Here is a 17,532-nt window from a genome sequence, read left to right as displayed (position 1 = left end):
CCCTGCGATGGCGCGCCAAATTGCCCGCCTGTCGGTGTTTTGGGAGGCGCCAACGGAGCGGAAGGAACGCGGGCGCGTTCAACCACGATGACCATCGAACACCCATCGGCCACGGCCAAGGCAAACCCGCTGGCCGGGATGCGGCCGCGATGACCTACGCTCAGGGTCTGTCCTTCGCCGTGATCGGCGGCGCGGTGGCGATGTTCGTGTGGGGCCGGTTTCGCTACGATCTCATCGCGCTGGTCGCCTTGCTGATCGGCATCGCGACCGGCGACGTCCCCGTCAAACAGGCGTTCAGCGGGTTCACCAGCGATGTGGTCGTGATCATCGCCTCGGCCCTGATCGTCAGCGCCGCGATCGCGCGCTCGGGCGTGATCGAATGGGCGGTGCGACCGCTGATGGGGCGGCTGCACAGCACCGCGACGCAAGTGCCCGCGCTCGCTGGGACGACCGCCTTGCTGTCGATGCTGACCAAGAATGTCGGTGCGCTTGCGATCATGATGCCGGTCGCGCTGCGGATCGGCCGCAAGACCGAGACCTCGGCATCGTCGCTGTTGATGCCGATGGCGTTCATGTCGCTGCTCGGCGGCCTGGTCACGTTGGTCGGCACATCGACCAACATCATCGTCAGCCAGGTGCGGCAGGACACGCTCGGCAAACCCTTCCAGATGTACGATTTCGCGCCGGTCGGGCTCGTGCTGACCGCGCTCGGCTTCGTCTTCGTGAGCTTCGGCTGGCGGCTGCTGCCACGCGACCGCCAGGGACGCGGCGGGTTGGACAGCATCGCCGCCGAAGCCTCTTATGCAACCGAAGCGAAGGTCCCCGAAAGCCTTCCCGAAGGCATCGCGACCGTCGCCGACCTGGGTCTTGCCGATGCGGGGGTGAAGCTGCGCGGGATCGTCGGGAGCGATGGTCGTCCGCATGCGGCTTCCGACGACGCCACGCTGACGCCGGGCACCAGCCTGGTGCTCGAGGGCGATGACGAAGCGCTCGACCGGCTGTTCGCGCGCGTCCCGCTCGAGCAAGCGCGCGACGTCAAGCAATTGTCGAAGGATGAGCCCAACGAGGAAATGCGCACCGTCGAGGCGGTGATTCAGCCAGGCTCGTCGCTGATCGGCGATTCCGCCGAACGCGCGCGGCTGCAGGACCGGCACGGCGTCCAGTTGCTGGGGGTCGGCCGCAGCGATGCGCGGATCACCGAGCGCTTGCGCGACATTCAGCTTCGCGCGGGCGATGTGTTGGTGCTGCGGGCCGGCGAGAACACCCTGCCCGAGACGATGACCGAGCTCGGGCTGCTCCCGCTGGTCGAACGGATGGTCAAGCTCGGCGACCGACGCCGGCGCTATGTCCCGGTAATGATCCTCGCCGTGGCGATGGTTCTGGTCGCGCTCAAGATCGTGCCGGTGGTCGGCGCGTTTTTCGGGGCGGCAGTGCTGATGATCGTGGTCGGGGCGCTGTCGACGCGCGAGGCCTATGGCGCGCTCGAGCCCGAAGTGCTGGTTTTGATCGGCGCGTTGACCCCGCTCAGCGAAGCCGTGCAGCATAGCGGCGGCACCGGCCTGATCGCGCATGCGCTGTCGGCGATGTTGCTCGGCATCCCGGCGATGCTCGCGCTCGGCGTCATCATGGTCGCGGCGATGGCCTGCTCGCCTTTCCTGCACAACGCGCCGACGGTCCTGGTGCTCGCGCCGATCGCGGTCGGCGTGGCGAGCGGCCTGCACCTCAACCCCGACCCGTTCCTGATGGCGGTGGCGACCGGCGCCGGCTGCGATTTCCTCACCCCGATCGGGCACCAGTGCAACACGCTCGTCATGGGCCCCGGTGGCTATCGCTTCGGGGATTATTGGAAGCTCGGCCTGCCCTTGTCCGTACTGGTGATCCTGGTCGGGACGCCGCTGATCGCGTGGGTGTGGCATCTGGGCTAGCGCACGGTACGAACCGCCGAAACCCGCGGATTTGTTGACACATGCCGACCGCGTTGCAAAGGGTTGCCATGCCTAGCCCTCAGAGTCGCACCGTCTCGCTCCCGTCCGAGCTTGAGCAGTTCATCGAGGAGCGCGTCGCGCTCGGCGCTTACGCCACTGCCGACGCGGTCATAAGCGACGCGATCGCGCGGCTGCGCGACGAGCGGTCAGTCGACACGAAGGCAACCGCCCCATGGCTGATCGGCGGCGGAAGCTGCGGTGCGATGATCCGTGAGCGCGACTGGTCGCCGACTCCGCTCGGCGGCCTCGCCAGCTGGCCGGGATCGCTGCGCGCGACGGTCAACAACATCGTCAATTCGCCCGTCGCCAAGGTGCTGATGTGGGGCAGCGAGCACGTCATGCTCTATAACGATGCGTATAGCGTGATCGCCGGCGACAACCATCCGCGCGCGCTCGGCGGCACGGTGCGCGAGATCTGGCCCGAGATCTGGGACTTCAACAAAGCGATATTGGCGACCGGGTTCCGCGGCGAAGTCCAGTCGCTCCCCGACCAGTCGATGGTGCTCAATCGCTACGGGAAACCCGAAACGGCGGTGTTCGACCTGTTCTACACCCCCGTCTATGACGATCACGGCGCCGTCGGCGGGGTGATGTGTACCGTCCTCGAGAATACCGAGAAGGTCGCGGCGCAACGCCTGCTCGCATGGCGCGAAGCCGAGCTGCGCACCGTCACCGACGCGATGCCGATCCTGATCTCGTATATCGATCGCGACCTGATCTATCGCTTCGCCAACAGCTATTACGAAACCTGGACCGGCCGGCCACGCAGCGAGATCATCGGCCGGTCGATCCGCGAGGTGATGGGCAACAAACTCTACCTCCGGCGCGCGCCGATGATCGCGCGCGCGCTCGCTGGCGAGGATATCACCGTCGACGACGTGATGCCGCATACCGACGGCCCACGGCGCGCGGAGATCCGCTATATCCCGCGCATCGAGGCCGACGGGTCGGTGCCGGGCTTCCACGTGATGGTGTTCGACATCGAGGAGCGCGTCCGCCGGGCCGAGGCACTCGAGCGCGAAGCCGCGCATCGCGCGCGCGCCGAGGGGCAACTGCGCCACCTCAACGAAACGCTCGAAGCGCGCGTCATCCAGGAAATCGAGGAGCGTCGCCAGACCGAGGCGGTGCTCGCCCAGTCGCAGAAGATGGAGACGATCGGCAAGCTCACCGGCGGCGTGGCGCACGATTTCAACAATCTGCTGCAAGTCGTCTCGGGCAATCTGCAGCTGCTCGCCTTCGACGTCGCGGGCAACGCGCGCGCCGAGAAGCGCGTGACCAATGCGATGGCGGGCGTGTCGCGCGGTGCCAAGCTTGCGGCGCAACTGCTCGCCTTCGGCCGCCGCCAGGCGCTCGAGCCCAAGGTCGTCAATGTCACCCGCTTCGTGCGCGGGATGGACGACATGCTGCGCCGCGCGATCGGCGAGGGCATCGAGATCGAGACGATCGTCGGCGGCGGGCTGTGGAACACCTTCGTCGATCCGGCGCAGATCGAGAATGCCTTGCTCAACCTCGCGATCAACGCGCGCGACGCGATGGACGGCCAGGGCAAGCTGACGATCGAGCTCGGCAATGCCAGCCTCGACGATGCATACGCCCGGACGCATGCCGAGGTGACACCCGGCCAATATGTCATGCTCGCGGTCAGCGACACCGGTACCGGGATGTCACCCGACATCATCGACAAGGTGTTCGAGCCGTTCTTCTCGACCAAGAGCGAGGGCAAGGGATCGGGGCTTGGGCTGTCGATGGTCTACGGCCTCGTCAAACAGTCGGGCGGCCACGTGAAGATCTATTCGGAGCTCGGCGAAGGCACGACGATCAAGCTGTATCTTCCGCGCGCGATGGCGTCGGAAGATCTCGAGGTCGCGGCGACCGCGGGGCCGATCGTCGGCGGGACCGAGACCGTCCTGGTGGTCGAGGACGATGACGAAGTCCGCGCGACGGTGGTCGAGATGCTCGGCGAGCTTGGCTATCAAGTGCTCAAGGCGGTCGATGCCGGCAGTGCGCTGAGCGTGATCGAGAGCGGCATTCCGATCGACATGCTGTTCACCGACGTCGTCATGCCTGGCCAGCTGAAGAGCCCCGAGCTCGCGCGCCGCGCGCGCGAGCGGCTGCCCGATCTCGCGGTGCTGTTCACCTCGGGCTATACCGAGAACTCGATCGTCCATGGCGGCAAGCTCGATGCCGGGATCAACTTGCTGTCGAAGCCCTACACGCGCGAGGCGCTCGCCCGGAAATTCGAGCAAATGCTCGCCGGCCAGCGCGCGCGGCGCGGGATCGCCGAGCCCGGTGCAACCCCGCTGCCGCCCGCCGATCCGGCCTCATCGGCCCGGCCGATGGTGTTGCTCGTCGAGGACGACGCGATGATCCGCGCCGACACCGCAGCGATGCTCGAGGCAAGCGGCGTCGGCGTCGTCGAGGCGGCGAGCGCCGAGGACGCGGCGATGGCGCTGCAGACCGCCGCGATCGACGTGCTGGTGACCGACGTCAATCTGCCGGGCATGTCGGGGCCCGAGCTCGCGTCGCGCGCGCGGACGCTGCGGCCGACGGTCGGGATCGTGTTCGCTACCGGCGATGCCGAAGCCGTGGCGGGGCTCGAGGACGCGCGAACGATCGTGCTCGCCAAGCCGTATGACGCGGATGCTCTCAAACGTGCGGTGCGCGTGGCACTGGGCAGGCCCGAGCTCGTCGCGCTCGACGCCCCCGCTGCGGCGGAGCGCACCACGACGGACTAATGGTTGCGGCCCTCGATTGCCGGCGCGCTGATCGCGACCGACCGGCATGGCGCGCAGACCATCGAAGGAACCCCGCGGCGGTCGACACGCTGTGTGCGGAGATCCTGTGCGATCAACGGCACCAGGCCATCACGGTGTTGCGCGTCGCAACGGCGACGTCGTGGCGGTTCGGTGTCTGGTCGCTCGCCGATGCAAAGCGATCGCGCGAGATTCATCGTCTGGTCGATCTGATGCAGCGGCTTGTGGCCGCGCCCGACCTTGCCATGCGCTGAGCGGCGCACGCCTGTCGACGAGGGCGCGAGGACGCCGCTGACAGCGCCCCGCGATACCGCTAGCGAAAGGCGTCCGCCGCGCCGATGTCGGCGCGTGGCGAATGCGGGTGAAGCATGATCGATTTCAAGACGGCGCTCTGGTTGACGCTCGGCGCGCTGCATCTCGCGGTGATCGTGCGTGCGATCCTGCTCGAGGGCCGCGACGCCTATGCGCGCGCGGCGTGGCTGCTGCTGCTGATTGCGTTGCCGGGGATCGGGACAATGCTCTATCTGCTGTTCGGCGAGCCGTGGATCTCCACCGCGTTCAAGCAGCGCGCCCGCGCGGCGTACACGACGCTGTTGCCTTACGCGCCGTTGGCGCCGACGCCGATGCTGTCTCCCGCGATGGAAGGCGCCTTCCGGACGTGCGAAGCGACGAGCCGGTGGCCGGTGGCAACGGGCAATACGGCGCAAGTCGCATCGGGCGCGGATGCGGCGATCACCGCGATCGTCGCCGATATCGATGCCGCGACGCGGACGGTCCATTTGTCCTTCTACATCTGGCTCGGCGATAGCAACGGCACCAAGGTCGTCGACGCCGTATGCCGCGCCGCGCGCCGCGGCGTCGCATGCCGGATCGTCGCCGACGCGATCGGCTCGCGCGCGCTGATCCGCTCGCGACAATGGACTGCGATGCGCGACGCCGGTGCGCACGTCTACGCGTCGCTGCCCGTCCCGCTCGGGCTTGGCGTGCTTTCCGGGCATCGCACCGACTTGCGCAACCACCGCAAGATCATCGTCGTCGATGGCGGGATCACGTGGTGTGGCAGCCAGAACTGCGCCGACCCGGCCTTCCTCCCAAAGCGCCACTTCGCGCCGTGGGTCGACATCCTGATCCGCTACGAAGGCCCCGTCGCGCGCCAGGCCGAACTGATCTTCGCCTCGGCGTGGATGGCCGAGACCGGCGAGGACATGCGCCATGTGCTCGCAGCCGCCCCGCCTGCGCCGCGCGCCGGCGGCTTCCCGGCGATCGCGGTCGGCACCGGCCCGCTGTCGCCCCATGCGACGATGACCAACATCTTCGTCGCGGTGCTCGCGGCGGCGCGCGAGCAAGCGGTGATCACCACCCCGTATTTCGCGCCCGACCCGCCCTTGCTCAACGCGATCATCGCGGCCGCGCGGCGCGGGGTGCAAGTCACGATCGTCTTTCCGCAGCGCAACGACAGTCGCATCGTCGGCGCGATCAGCCGCGCCTATTACCCGGTGCTGGCGCGCGCGGGCGTGCATATCCACGAGTTTCGCGGCGGCCTGCTCCATGCCAAGACGCTCGTCGTCGACGAGGCGCTTGGGCTCGTCGGCTCGGCCAACATGGACCGCCGCAGCCTCGACCTCAATTTCGAGAACAACGTGCTGTTCGAATCGCCCGCACTGGCGGCCGAGGTCGGCGCGCAGCAACGCCGCTGGCTCGCCGCTGCGACCGAGATCGATCATGGTGGCGTCGCCCAGCGATCGCTCCCCCGCCGCTTCGTCGACAATCTGCTGACGATGGCCGCGCCGCTGTTCTGACGGCGCCCGAGCAGGAATCAGGGCGAAACGATGCGCGCCTTCACCCGCTCGAGCCCGACAGTGTCGTCGAGCCGCCAGATCCTAACGGTAGGCGCCCGGGCACGGTGCGCCGGGAACACCGCCTCGACGATGCGAAGATTGTGTTCGACGGCGGCGGGTGGCTGTCGTCGCGGCTGTTGCTGCGCGGCTGGCAGACGGGCCGTGCGCGCAACACCGCGAAGTTTGCCTGCGCGCTGCTCGCTCAGCCGATCGCGTTGGCCGCGCAGGCGCCCAGTATGTGGGTCGCGGTGCTGTCAATCGGCCTCGCGTGCGCGGCGCATCAGGGCTTCTCGGTCAGCGTGTATGCGCTGCCGGGCGACCTGTTCCCGCGCGATCGCGCCGGGTTGGTGATCGGGCTTGGCGCGCTGTCGGGTGCGGTCGGCGGGATGATCATGGCGAAGTTCGCCGGGACCATCCTCGATATGCTCGGCAGCTAGCAGCCGATCTTCCTCATCGCCTCGTGCGCGTATAGCGTGGCGTTGAGCGTGATCCCCTTGCTCGTTCCGCGCTATTCGCCGGTTGCAGCGGAGCGGACCGGGTGACCGCCACTGACCAACGGGGAGACCGCTCGATGCTCATTCGCTCGCTTACGGCGTTGCTCGCGCTGAGCGTGCCCGCGCTCGCCACCGCCGCTCCGGCCTGCACCGCAAGCTGGAGCGCGAGCTGGGCCTCGTCGCAGCGCGATGCCGACCCGGCCGAGACCGGCATCGCCGCCAAGCTGCGCGATGCGACGCTGCGCCAGACGGTCCGGCTCTCGCGCGGCGGCAAGCGCGTGCGGATCCATCTGTCGAACCTCGTCGGGACCGCCCCGCTGACGATCGACTCGGCGCACGTGGCGCTGGCCGAGGCAAGCGGTTCGCCGCGCATCCGCGCCGGCAGCGACCATGCCGTCACGTTCGGCGGCCAATCCCAAATCAGCATACCGGCCGGCGCCGACTACGTTTCCGATCCGATCGCGCTCGAAGCTCCCGATCGCGCGACCCTGTCGATCAGCCTCCATCTGCCCGAAGCGCCCTCCGCGGTGACCAGCCACCCGGGCTCACGCACCAGCAGCTACATCGCAGCGGGCAACCATAGCGGCGACACCACGCTCGTCGGCGACCGCGTCGAGCATTGGTATTTCGCATCGGGTGTCGATGTCGCCGGCTGCGGCAGGACGATCGTCGCACTCGGCGATTCGATCACCGACGGGCACGGCGCCACCACCGACCGCGACGATCGCTGGACCGACGTGCTCGCGGCGCGGCTCCCCGCCGGATCGGGGCTGTCGCTCGTCAACCACGGGATCGGCGGCAATCGCGTGCTGCGCGACGGGCTCGGCCCCAACGCGCTCGCCCGGCTCGACCGCGACGTGCTCGCGCAAGCCGGCGTGCGCTATCTGATCGTGCTCGAGGGGGTCAACGATCTCGGCGTTCTCACGCGCGACCATCCGGTGTCCGCGGCCGAGCATGCCGCACTCGTCGCCGAGCTCGAGCAAGGCTATCGCCAGATCGTCGCGCGCGCGCATGCCCATGGGATCAAGGTCATTGGCGCGACGATCCTGCCCGATGGCGGATCGGCCTATTATCATCCCGGCACAGCGGGCGAAGCCGATCGCCTCGCCGTGAACGCCTGGATCCGGACGTCGGGCGTGTTCGACGCAGTGGTCGATTTCGACGCGGTGATGCGCGATCCCGCCGATCCCGCCCGGCTGGCGGCGGCATTCGACTCGGGCGATGGGCTGCACCCATCGGCCAAGGGCTATGCCCGGATGGGCCAGGCGATCCCGCTCGCGCTGTTTCGCTGAGCCGATGCCGCGTCGCCGCGGGCACCGTGGCGTCGAGCATCTCCGCGACCTTGCGGCCAAGCGCGGTTGCGTCGCGCAGCACGCAGGCGATGCCGACCGCCGTCCGGCATCGCTGTCAAATCGCGCGCCAAACGACACCGTCGGCAGCGATCCCGACGGTCGGCGCCGCGCGGACTGCGGAGCCTGGGTCCGCTTCTTTCCACCGCGATATCCGCCGACGAAATCAGTCGCGGTGCAGCCAGCGCCTGTGGCGAGCGCGTTTAGCCTCATAGAGCGCGGCATCGGCGCGACGCCACGCCGCATTGAAGCGCTCGACCGCAGTTGCGCCATCGTCCGCCTCGTTCGTCACCGCCCCTACGCTCGCGCTGATCGATACCGTGACGCCCGCGCTCACCATGGCGTGATTGAGCGCTGTCTCGATCCGCTCGGCGACGGCTGCGACGCGGTCATCGGTCGATTCGGGCAACAGCACTGCGAATTCGTCGCCGCCGAGCCGGGCGACATGATCGGTCGGCCGAACCGCATGGCGCAGGCGCTCAGCGACCTCGACCAGCACGGCATCCCCAACCGAATGGCCGAAGCTGTCGTTGATCGACTTGAAGCGATCCAGATCGATCGCCAGCACGCCGAGCGGCAGGCGCAATGCGGGGTCGGCAAGGCATTGGTCTAGGCCCCGCCGATTGAGCAGCCCCGTCAAGGGATCGGTTCCCGCTTCGGCTTCGGCCTTGAGTTGGCGCTCACGGTCTTCCGAGACGTCGATCGTCACGCCGACGATGCGAAGCGGGCTGCCGTCGGGCGCGCGCAGCAAGCGGCGGTCGCACCGCATCCAGCGCGGCCCTGCAATGGTCTGCAACGCATATTCGACCGACGTCTCGTCGATCGTCCCGTCGAGCAACGCCTGCACCGACGCCGCCTCGCGCGTCGGGGGCAGGATTCGCTCGGCGTAATCCGCGAGATCGGAGGAGGCACCCGTATCGCTGCCAGTGACGAAACGCTGGAACGACGGCGACATCTCGAAACGCATGCTTTCGACATCGATATGCCAGAAGCCACCGCGCACCGCTTCCATCGCCAGCATCAGCCGCGCGGTGATCTCCTGCTGCTCGCGTTCGGCCGTGCGGCGTTCCGAAACGTCTTCGATCTGCGCGATGAGCCGCACCGGGACGGCGCCGTCCAGCCCCCGCACCGCGGAGACGGCAAGCGTCGTGTGGACGACCTCGCCATCGCCGCGCAGATAGCGCTTGTCCATGCGATAGCCGGCGCGCCGTCCGGCGACCAACTGGCGGAATTGGCGATCGTCAGCCGCGACGTCATCGGGATGCGTGATCGCACGGAAATCGGTTCCGGTCAGCGCTTCGCTCGACCGGCCCAGCATCGTCGCGAAGGCCTCGTTGACGCGCTCCATCCGCCCATCGACGTTGATGACGACCATCCCGATCGGGGCATGATCGAAGGCATCGTCGAACATGCCTTCGGTCTCGACGATCCGCGCCTCGAGATCTTCACGAACGCTGATGTCGGTAACGAGCGCGACGACGCCAAGCACGCACCCGGCCGGATCGATATCGGGAACGTAGCTGCCTTGTACGCGGCGCGCATTGTTCCCGTCGAACAGCGTATATTCGGCTGTGACCGTCTTGCCCTGAAGCGCTGCCTCGAGCCGCATCTCCACGCTTTGATAGTTCGCCTCGCCGACGATCTCGCGGCACGTCCGGCCGATGATCTGCGCGGGCTTAAGGCCGCGCCACGTCGCATACGTCGCATTGGCGTAGCGATACCGCAGGTCGGGTCCGAAATAGGCGACGAGCCCCGGCAACATATCCAGCAGGCGGGAAGCGGTCGGCAGCAGCGTTTGCGTGGGCCATATCGTATCGAGGTCGAACTTGCTCATACCGTTGCATAGAGCCTGTTTCCTTAACTGATCGTACTCGTGCTGGATGCCGACGGCGCTTGCCAGCGCGGTGCGCGAGCGACGCCGCGAGCAGCGGTAGGATCATCGCGGGTCGGTCGAGCGACAAGACCTTCGAGTGACGGGTGGGCGTGCGCTACGCCAGGATCACTACCGAACGCTGCCAGCGGCCGGCCGGATCGCGCTGCGCGTCATTTGCGTCCCTTGACCCCGAGCATCGCGATGCCCCCAGCCAGCGACAAGGCGGCAAGCGTCAGCAGCAGCGGAGCGAAGGACTGCGGGGTCGCCAGCCCCCAGGCCAATGCCGGCCCGATCAGCACTGGTGCCGTGTTCGACAGGTTGATCAGCCCCAGATCGCGTCCGCGCCGTCGTGGGTTTGGCAACAATTGCATGACGAAGCCGATCTGCAGCGTCAGAAAGACCGACCAGCCGATCGAATACAGGCCGAAGCCGATCGCCGCGACGGCCCATCCCTGCGCGACCGCCATCACCACCAGCCCCGTCGCATCGAGCAGCGCCGCCGCGACGAGGAAGGGTTTGCGGCGTCCGATCCGGTCCGACCAGCGGCCGAGCACGAGCGCGATCGGCAACGGCACGATATTGGCGGCGAGGATCAGCCCGCCGACCTCGACCGGTACGGTGGCGCGCGCGGACGGCGCGACGAATTGCTCCATGAAGAACAGCAGGTAGGCAAACAGCACATTGCCCGCGATCTGGACGAGCAGTCGCGCAATCCAGGCAAGCCCGAGGTCGCGTGAGGACGCCGCGACGGTCCGATCGCCGGGCTGCGCGGTCGGTCTGGCGGACGTCGCCAGCAGCGGGATCAGGCACAGCGTCGCGATCACCCCGATCGCCGCGAGGCGGAGCCCCAGTCCCGGCGCGGTCCAGGCGATCAACAGCGGGCCGATGGCTGCGGCGAACGGCTGCGCGGCGCCAAGCAAGCCGCTCATCACGCCCTTCTGCCGATCGAGGCTCTCCTCGGCCAGCAACGCGACGAGCGGCGCGAGCGCGGCGTTGAGCGCCACCTGAAACACCATCACCGCGACGACGAGCATTTCAGGCGTGCGCGCGACCGCGATGCCGGCGTACGAAGCGAGCGTCGCGATCAGCCCCGCCGCGATCCACGGCCGCCGCCCACCGCCGCGTTCAAGCGCGCGGTCGCTCAGCCAGCCGAAGACGATCCCCGACACGCTCGCCATCACCGCCCCGGCGATCAGCGCCGTCGCGAGCACGCCGAACCGCGCGTCCCCCGCGATCTGCTCGACCCGCAGCGGCAGCAGCAGCGTCAGCAGCGGGAGATAGGCAACGACGCATCCGGCATAGCCGAGCGCACCCAGCACCGGAACCAGCAGGGTCGATCGCGCGGCGCGGCGAGCGGAGAAGAAGCGGTCCTGATACACGGTCATACGCGCGACGCTTAGGACGTAGCACCCACCACGGCCAAGCGTTTGAACGCGGTCAGCGGCGCGGTGCGGTCGATTGCCGCAGTTCGAGCTTCGCCGACACGATGATCGGCTGCTCGGGTGCCTCGCGTCCCGCAAGCTCGCCGATAATGAGTTCGACCGCGCGCGCGGCCAGATCGGCGATCGGCTGGTCGATCGCGGTGAGCGGCGGATGCGTGAAGCGGACGATCGGGGTGTTGTCGAAGCTGATCAGCGACACATCGTGCGGCACCGCGATCCCGCGCTCGCGGCACAGTTCGAGCGTGGCAAGCGACATCTGATCGTTGCTGGCGATGATTGCGGTCGCCGGCTCGGCCGCGTCGAGCAATGCCGCCGCTGCGGCCCGGCCCGACGCATAGCCGAAATCGCCGCGGGCGAGTAGATCGTCGGCAAGCCCCGCCGCCGCCATCGCCGCGCGCCAGCCGTCGATGCGCCACCCGCTCAACGTGTATTCGGAAGGGCCGGCGATGAAGCCGATCCGCTGATGACCAAGGGCAATCAGGTGCTTCGTCGCCAGCTGTGCCGCGCGCTCGTCATCCATCGTCAGCGCGAAACCCGCGCCTGCGCGCCGCGAGCCGATCCGCGCGAAGCTGATCCGCTGCGCCTCGAGCAAGTCGATGATCAGCGGATTTTCCGAATGCGGCGGCGTCAGGATCACGCCGTCGGGCTGGAGCGCGGCGATCGCCCCCATCAGCTCGCGCGCGATATGGTCGCTATGCGTGTCGACCAGCTCGACGATCATGCGATAGCCGTAGGTCGCGCAAGTCAACATGCCGCCGAGCAGCATTTGGTCGACCCAGTCGGTTCCCTCACGCGCACGCCAGTCGGCGATCGTACGCTCGCGGTCGTTGAGCGCGACGATCAGATACGAGCGCGAACCGCCCATCCGCTGCGCCGCGATCGAGGGGACGTAGCCGAGCCGGTCGATCGCTTCCTGCACCCGCGCCACCATCTCGGGCCGAACGCCGGCCTCCTTGTTGACGACACGGCTGACGGTTTGCAGCGACACCCCTGCATCCGCCGCGACATGCTTGATCGTGACGGCCTGCCGTCTGCGCGCCATTCCGCTCAGCCGCCGCAATATTGCGCGACATAGTCGGCATGCGCCGGCAACCCGGCGACGGTGCGGGCGACATTCTCGCGCAGCGTCCCCAGAAACCGCGCCAGTTCTTCATCGGGCAATTTGTCTGCGATCGGGTGATAGGCGGCAGGCTCGATCCCCTGCCCCAGCATCACTTGCACCCAGCTATTCTCGGCGAACAGTTCCTCGTTGCGACGGAACACACGGCCGGTCTCGCGGAACAAGGCGATCTTCTGTGCCAGGCTCTCGGGCACCTCCATCGCCGCACATTGCCGCCAGAACGGGGAGTCGCGGCGGTTGGTCGCCTTGTAGTGGAGGATCAGGAAGTCGCGGATCTGCTCCATGTCGGCGAATTGCTGGTCGTTGAATTCGGCCACGTCGCGCGGCGAGATCGCGCCGCCCGGCATCATCCGGATCAGCCGCAGGATCGCGCGCTGGATGAGATGGATGCTGGTCGATTCGAGCGGCTCCATGAACCCGCCCGACAGCCCGATCGCGACGACGTTGCGGTGCCATTGCCGGCGCCGCGCGCCGGTCACGAAGCGGATGTTGTTCGGCTCGGTCAGCACCGTGCCCTCGACATTGCCGAGCAGGCGCTCGAGCGCGGCGTCGCGGTCGAGGTAGCGGCTGCAATAGACAATGCCGTTGCCGGTGCGATGCTGCAGCGGGATGCGCCACTGCCAGCCCGCATCGTGCGCCATCGCGCGCGTATAGGGTACAGGCGGCCGGACGTTCTCCGTCTGCACCGCGATCGCCGAGTCACACGGCAGAAAGTGGCTCCAGTCGTCATAGCCGGCGTGCAACGCCTGCTCGATCAGCAGCGCGCGAAAGCCGGTACAGTCGAGGAACAGGTCACCCTCGACGACCACGCCCGATTCCAGATGCAGCGCGGCGACGTCGCCGGTCTCGCCATCGAGCGCGACGCGCGCGATCTTGCCTTCGATCCGCCGCGTGCCGTCACCCTCGGCCATCCGTCGCAGGAATTGGGCGTAGAGCGACGAATCGAGCTGATAGGCGTAGTTCATCCGCTCGTCGGGGAGATGCGCGAACTTGCCCTCCATCGCGGCGACCAGCTCGAGGCAATAGGCGTCGTAGGACGCATCATGCCCGCGCTCGCGGCCGTTCATCCAGAAATGCTGGAAGCCGGCCGACCAATGGTCCTGCCCGGTCGTCCCGAACGAGTGGAAATACCGGTCGGTCCCGTCCTTCCAGCCATCGAACAGGATGCCGAGCTTGAAGGTCGCCTGCGTCGCGCGCATGAAATCGGCCTCGCCGATGCCGAGCAGCCGATTGTAGGTGACGAGCGGCGGGATCGTCGATTCCCCCACCCCGACCGTCCCGATCGCATCGGATTCGATCAGCGTCACTTCGGCGGTGCGGCCCATCGTCCGCGCGATCGCGGCGGCGGCCATCCAGCCCGCGGTTCCGCCCCCGGCAACGACGATACGGCGTGGGCTGGCGATCATTGGCTGAGGTTCCTGAGCAGGAAGGCGCGGATGTGGTCGGCGCTTTCCGGGGTGAGCGGGGCGAGGATGCTGCGACCCGCCTCGGGGATATGCGCGGTCACGTCGTCGCCGTTGGTGAAGACGTAATACTCGAACAGGTCGCGCCAATGCTGTTTCTGGTCGGCGGGCAAGTCGCGGATCGCGAGCAGCGCATGGTTGAGCGCGTCCTGCGGCGAGCCCATCCAGCGCGGCGTCTCGCGCCACCAATAGTTCACCAGCACATTGAAATCGGCGAGCCCCTCGACGTGATGCCACCACAGCGCGGGGATATAGAGCGCATCGCCAGCTTCGAGTTCGGCGACCTGGGCGTGCGCGAGCGCGTCGGGGAAACGCGGGTGCAGCTGCGCGTCGGGCGCGTGGAAATCGACCATGCTGATCGCGCGCCCCGCAGGCGTATTGTCGATCGGCCCGAGATGGAGATTACGGAACTGCTCGCGCGGGAACAGCGTGAAACGCCGCCGCCCCACGCCCACGCACGCCAGATTGTTGGGCAGATCGTTATGCGCGGCGATCCGCGTCTTTGTGCCGATCCAGATGCTTGCAAGACACGTCCGATCGCCGAGATCGACATGGTTCGCCTCATACAGACCCTTGAAGAACTGGTGCATGTCGATCGAGGCGAGATAGACCGGCGGCGCCCCCGCCTTGCCTTCGATCGCGTCGATCCGCCCGAAGATGTCGGGCAGCTTGGCGCGCAGCGTGCGGAAATTCATCGCCATCGCCGTATCGTAGAACAGCCGGCCATCGCCGCCGGGCTCGCCGATCGCGACGGTGAAGGCGGTGTCGCGGTGGTGGCGCAGCAGATAAGCGCGCGCGTCGCGCGACGAGCGGCGCCCCGCCTCGACCAGCGGCCAGTCCTTGACCAGCCCGCGCACGACGAACGGCGCATCGGCCGCGCGCAGCCGTGCGTCGAGCTCGGCCGCGTCGGCGACCTCGACCTCGGGCACGGACGCGAGATCCTGGAAGACGCCGGGGACGGCTTCAGCCACGCAGGTCGCCCCGTCGGCTCTTGCGCTCGACCAGCTCGGCGACGTTGGCGAGCGAGGCGAGCGCCATGAACACTGGTAGCAGATACCCGTCGGCGTGGAGTTCCCCCAGCGCCACGGCGTCGAGCTGCTGCAGCCGTTCCTCGGCGATTCCGTGATAGCCGACCAGCCGGTTGGTGCTGCCGTCGGCGAGCGTGATCTCGAGCGTCAGCGGCTCGAGCAATTCGTGGCGCGCGAGCGCAGCAAAGAAGCCTTCGCTCGCTTGCCAGCCGGCATCGAGCTCGCCGAGCTGCTCGGCGATCGTCTCGAGATACGGCGTCGCCCGGCCGAGATCGTCGAACACGCGCACACCCTCGCCGCCGGTCGCGACGCGCGGATGGTCGAGGTCGAGATGGATTTGCTTGTCGCCACCCTCGGTCGCGGGATGCCCGATCAGGAAGGGCTGGATCTCGAGCGCGAGCGGACGGTAGCGGGCTTCCCACCGCTCGCCAGCGAGGAACAGGTTCTCGCCGGGTTCGAACCCGAACATCGCGAGCGCCTGGAAACGATCGCGCTGTGGGGTAAGACGAAACAGGATCGGATATTCGTTCTGCACGCGCCGAAACTCGCTCGGCACGATCAGGCACGACATCACCGCGTCGCCAAGCGCGGCACTACGCTCGGAGGTGATGCGGAGCGTTCGGTGATCGTCGCTGGTGAGCAGGACGTGGTTGGCCATCAGTTCATATGCTCCATAGCGATCGGTTGAGATGCCGCCCGGCACGCGTCGAGATACGCGCGGATCGGCGGCAGCGTGGCGACCATGCCGCGCGTGCGCTGGGCGATCGAGCCGAACGACGGTAGCGGACCGCCACGCAGCGGGCCGGGATCGGGGACCCGTGCCCCCATGCCGTACAGGATATACTGATAGCTCGCCGCCGGAAACAGCTCGTCGACCATCGGCAGATCGGCGCGCGTCGGCGGCCGGTGCTGCCACAACGCGAGCAGTTCGGCGAGCCGCGGCGGAATTGACGCCGGATCGCGGTGGTCCTGCCAATACCGCCCTTCGCGTCGGCTGAGCACGTAGTGCAGCTTGAGGAATTCGACGATCCGGTCCCAGCGATAGCGGAACAGCGTGTTGAAGCGCGCCGCCGTCAGCGGGAGGGTTGCGTGCGTCGGCCAGTCGTCGAGCAGCGCGTCGAGCGCCAGCTCGATCGTAACGATCGCCGACGCCTCGAGCGGCTCGAGGAACCCCGCCGAGAGCCCGATCGCGAGGCAATTGCCGGTCCAGAAGCGGTCGCGGTGGCCCGAGCGGAAGGTCAGCCGGCGCGGCGTGATCGGTTCGGCGCTGCCAAGATATGCGCTCAGCGTTTCCAGCGCGGCGTCGTCGCTCATGTGCGCGGAGGAATAGACACAGCCGACACCGCGCCTGGTGGGCAAGCCAATGTCCCAGATCCAGCCCGCCGCGTGGGCGGTCGCGTCGGTCTGCGCGGCGATCGGGCTGTCGGCGGCGACCGGCACCTGCACCGCCAGCGCGCGGTCGTTGAACAGCACGTCGCTGCGGTCGATGAACGGCACGTCGCCCACGAGCAGCGCGGCGTGGCCGGTGCAATCGAGGAACAGATCGCCTGTGACGGCGTCGGTGTCGCGGGTATTTACGGCGACCACCTCGCCCGTCTCCGTGCGATCGACACCGATCACATGATCGCGCACGTGCCGTACGCCGAGCCGTTCTGTCGCATGCCGCATCAGCAAAGCCGCGAGCTTGCCCGCATCGAGATGATAGCCATAGTTCAGCGCGCCCGCATAATCGGGCATCGATCGCTGGCGTGGCGCGAGGCACTGTCCCGCAACCTGCGATTGCGGCGTGACCACGTCGGCGAACGCGGCACCCGCGGCTTCGGCCTGCCACGCGGCGACGAGCGCGCGCGCGTCGGCTTCCAGGGGCGGCGTGAAGGGATGGAAGTAAACGTCGTCCGCCGCGCCGGTCGCCCAGCCGTGGAAGCGCGAGCCATGCTTGAACGAAGCATCGCAGGCGAGCAGGAATTCGGCCTCGCCGATCCCGATCCGCTCGAGCGTCGCGCGCATCGTCGGCCACGTCCCCTCGCCCACCCCGATCGTCGCAACGTCGGGAGATTCGACGAGGGTCACCGTGATCGGATGCGCCGCCAAGGGCCGCGCCGCCGCGGCGATACGACACGCGGCAAGCCAACCGGCGGTACCGCCGCCGACGATGACGACTTTAGAGATGGCCGTATCCAATTGGCC

At 68.0% G+C, this 17,532-nt stretch carries 12 protein-coding genes and 1 pseudogene; 6 read left to right on the top strand and 7 right to left on the bottom strand.

Annotated features, from left to right (window positions below; all coding sequences use genetic code 11):
- Positions 1 to 149 precede the first annotated feature (149 nt).
- The 6 genes and pseudogenes from E2E30_RS05290 to E2E30_RS05265 all read left to right on the top strand — a co-directional run bounded on the left by E2E30_RS05290 (position 150) and on the right by E2E30_RS05265 (position 8,362).
- Positions 150 to 1,925, top strand: a complete 1,776-nt coding sequence (locus tag E2E30_RS05290) for an SLC13 family permease (protein WP_133187902.1) — start codon at positions 150 to 152, stop codon at positions 1,923 to 1,925.
- Positions 1,926 to 1,993: 68 nt separating this feature from the next.
- Positions 1,994 to 4,720, top strand: a complete 2,727-nt coding sequence (locus tag E2E30_RS05285; RefSeq protein WP_206365647.1) for a hybrid sensor histidine kinase/response regulator — start codon at positions 1,994 to 1,996, stop codon at positions 4,718 to 4,720.
- Positions 4,720 to 4,992 (top strand): hypothetical protein, encoded by a 273-nt coding sequence (locus E2E30_RS05280; protein WP_133187900.1) that lies wholly within the window; start codon positions 4,720 to 4,722, stop codon positions 4,990 to 4,992. The genes E2E30_RS05285 and E2E30_RS05280 overlap by 1 nt, the downstream gene beginning before the upstream one ends.
- A gap of 114 nt (positions 4,993 to 5,106) precedes the next feature.
- On the top strand, positions 5,107 to 6,537 hold the full coding sequence (locus tag E2E30_RS05275; protein ID WP_133187898.1) for a phospholipase D-like domain-containing protein: 1,431 nt from the start codon (positions 5,107 to 5,109) through the stop codon (positions 6,535 to 6,537).
- A gap of 152 nt (positions 6,538 to 6,689) precedes the next feature.
- Positions 6,690 to 7,118, top strand: a pseudogene (locus E2E30_RS05270) (MFS transporter); the annotation flags it as partial.
- A gap of 29 nt (positions 7,119 to 7,147) precedes the next feature.
- On the top strand, positions 7,148 to 8,362 hold the full coding sequence (locus tag E2E30_RS05265; RefSeq protein WP_133187896.1) for an SGNH/GDSL hydrolase family protein: 1,215 nt from the start codon (positions 7,148 to 7,150) through the stop codon (positions 8,360 to 8,362).
- A gap of 223 nt (positions 8,363 to 8,585) precedes the next feature.
- Here E2E30_RS05265 and E2E30_RS05260 read toward each other — a convergent pair whose 3' ends face one another.
- The 7 genes from E2E30_RS05260 to E2E30_RS05230 all read right to left on the bottom strand — a co-directional run bounded on the left by E2E30_RS05260 (position 8,586) and on the right by E2E30_RS05230 (position 17,526).
- A complete protein-coding gene (locus E2E30_RS05260) occupies positions 8,586 to 10,253 on the bottom strand; it encodes a GGDEF and EAL domain-containing protein (RefSeq protein WP_133187894.1) in 1,668 nt (555 codons plus the stop codon).
- Between the two features lie 209 nt (positions 10,254 to 10,462).
- Positions 10,463 to 11,677 (bottom strand): MFS transporter, encoded by a 1,215-nt coding sequence (locus E2E30_RS05255; protein WP_133187892.1) that lies wholly within the window; start codon positions 11,675 to 11,677, stop codon positions 10,463 to 10,465.
- A 52-nt stretch (positions 11,678 to 11,729) separates the two neighbouring features.
- A complete protein-coding gene (locus E2E30_RS05250; protein ID WP_206365646.1) occupies positions 11,730 to 12,776 on the bottom strand; it encodes a LacI family DNA-binding transcriptional regulator in 1,047 nt (348 codons plus the stop codon).
- A gap of 5 nt (positions 12,777 to 12,781) precedes the next feature.
- Positions 12,782 to 14,260 carry a tryptophan halogenase family protein gene (locus E2E30_RS05245; RefSeq protein ID WP_133187888.1) on the bottom strand — a complete coding sequence of 493 codons (1,479 nt, stop codon included), beginning with the start codon at positions 14,258 to 14,260 and terminating at the stop codon, positions 12,782 to 12,784.
- On the bottom strand, positions 14,257 to 15,288 hold the full coding sequence (locus E2E30_RS05240) for a cupin-like domain-containing protein (RefSeq protein WP_133187886.1): 1,032 nt from the start codon (positions 15,286 to 15,288) through the stop codon (positions 14,257 to 14,259). Before E2E30_RS05240 ends, E2E30_RS05245 begins: the two co-directional genes overlap by 4 nt.
- Positions 15,281 to 16,003 carry a SapC family protein gene (locus tag E2E30_RS05235; RefSeq protein WP_133187884.1) on the bottom strand — a complete coding sequence of 241 codons (723 nt, stop codon included), beginning with the start codon at positions 16,001 to 16,003 and terminating at the stop codon, positions 15,281 to 15,283. Before E2E30_RS05235 ends, E2E30_RS05240 begins: the two co-directional genes overlap by 8 nt.
- Complete coding sequence (locus E2E30_RS05230; protein ID WP_133187882.1) at positions 16,003 to 17,526, bottom strand: tryptophan halogenase family protein; 1,524 nt, start codon at positions 17,524 to 17,526, stop codon at positions 16,003 to 16,005. The genes E2E30_RS05235 and E2E30_RS05230 overlap by 1 nt, the downstream gene beginning before the upstream one ends.
- Positions 17,527 to 17,532 lie beyond the last annotated feature (6 nt).

Source organism: Sphingomonas sp. AAP5 (assembly GCF_004354345.1).
Classification (GTDB): Bacteria; Pseudomonadota; Alphaproteobacteria; order Sphingomonadales; family Sphingomonadaceae; genus Sphingomonas; species Sphingomonas glacialis.
The sequence above is the reverse complement of the archived record's forward strand: the minus strand, read 5'-3'. Positions and strand labels throughout refer to the sequence as shown.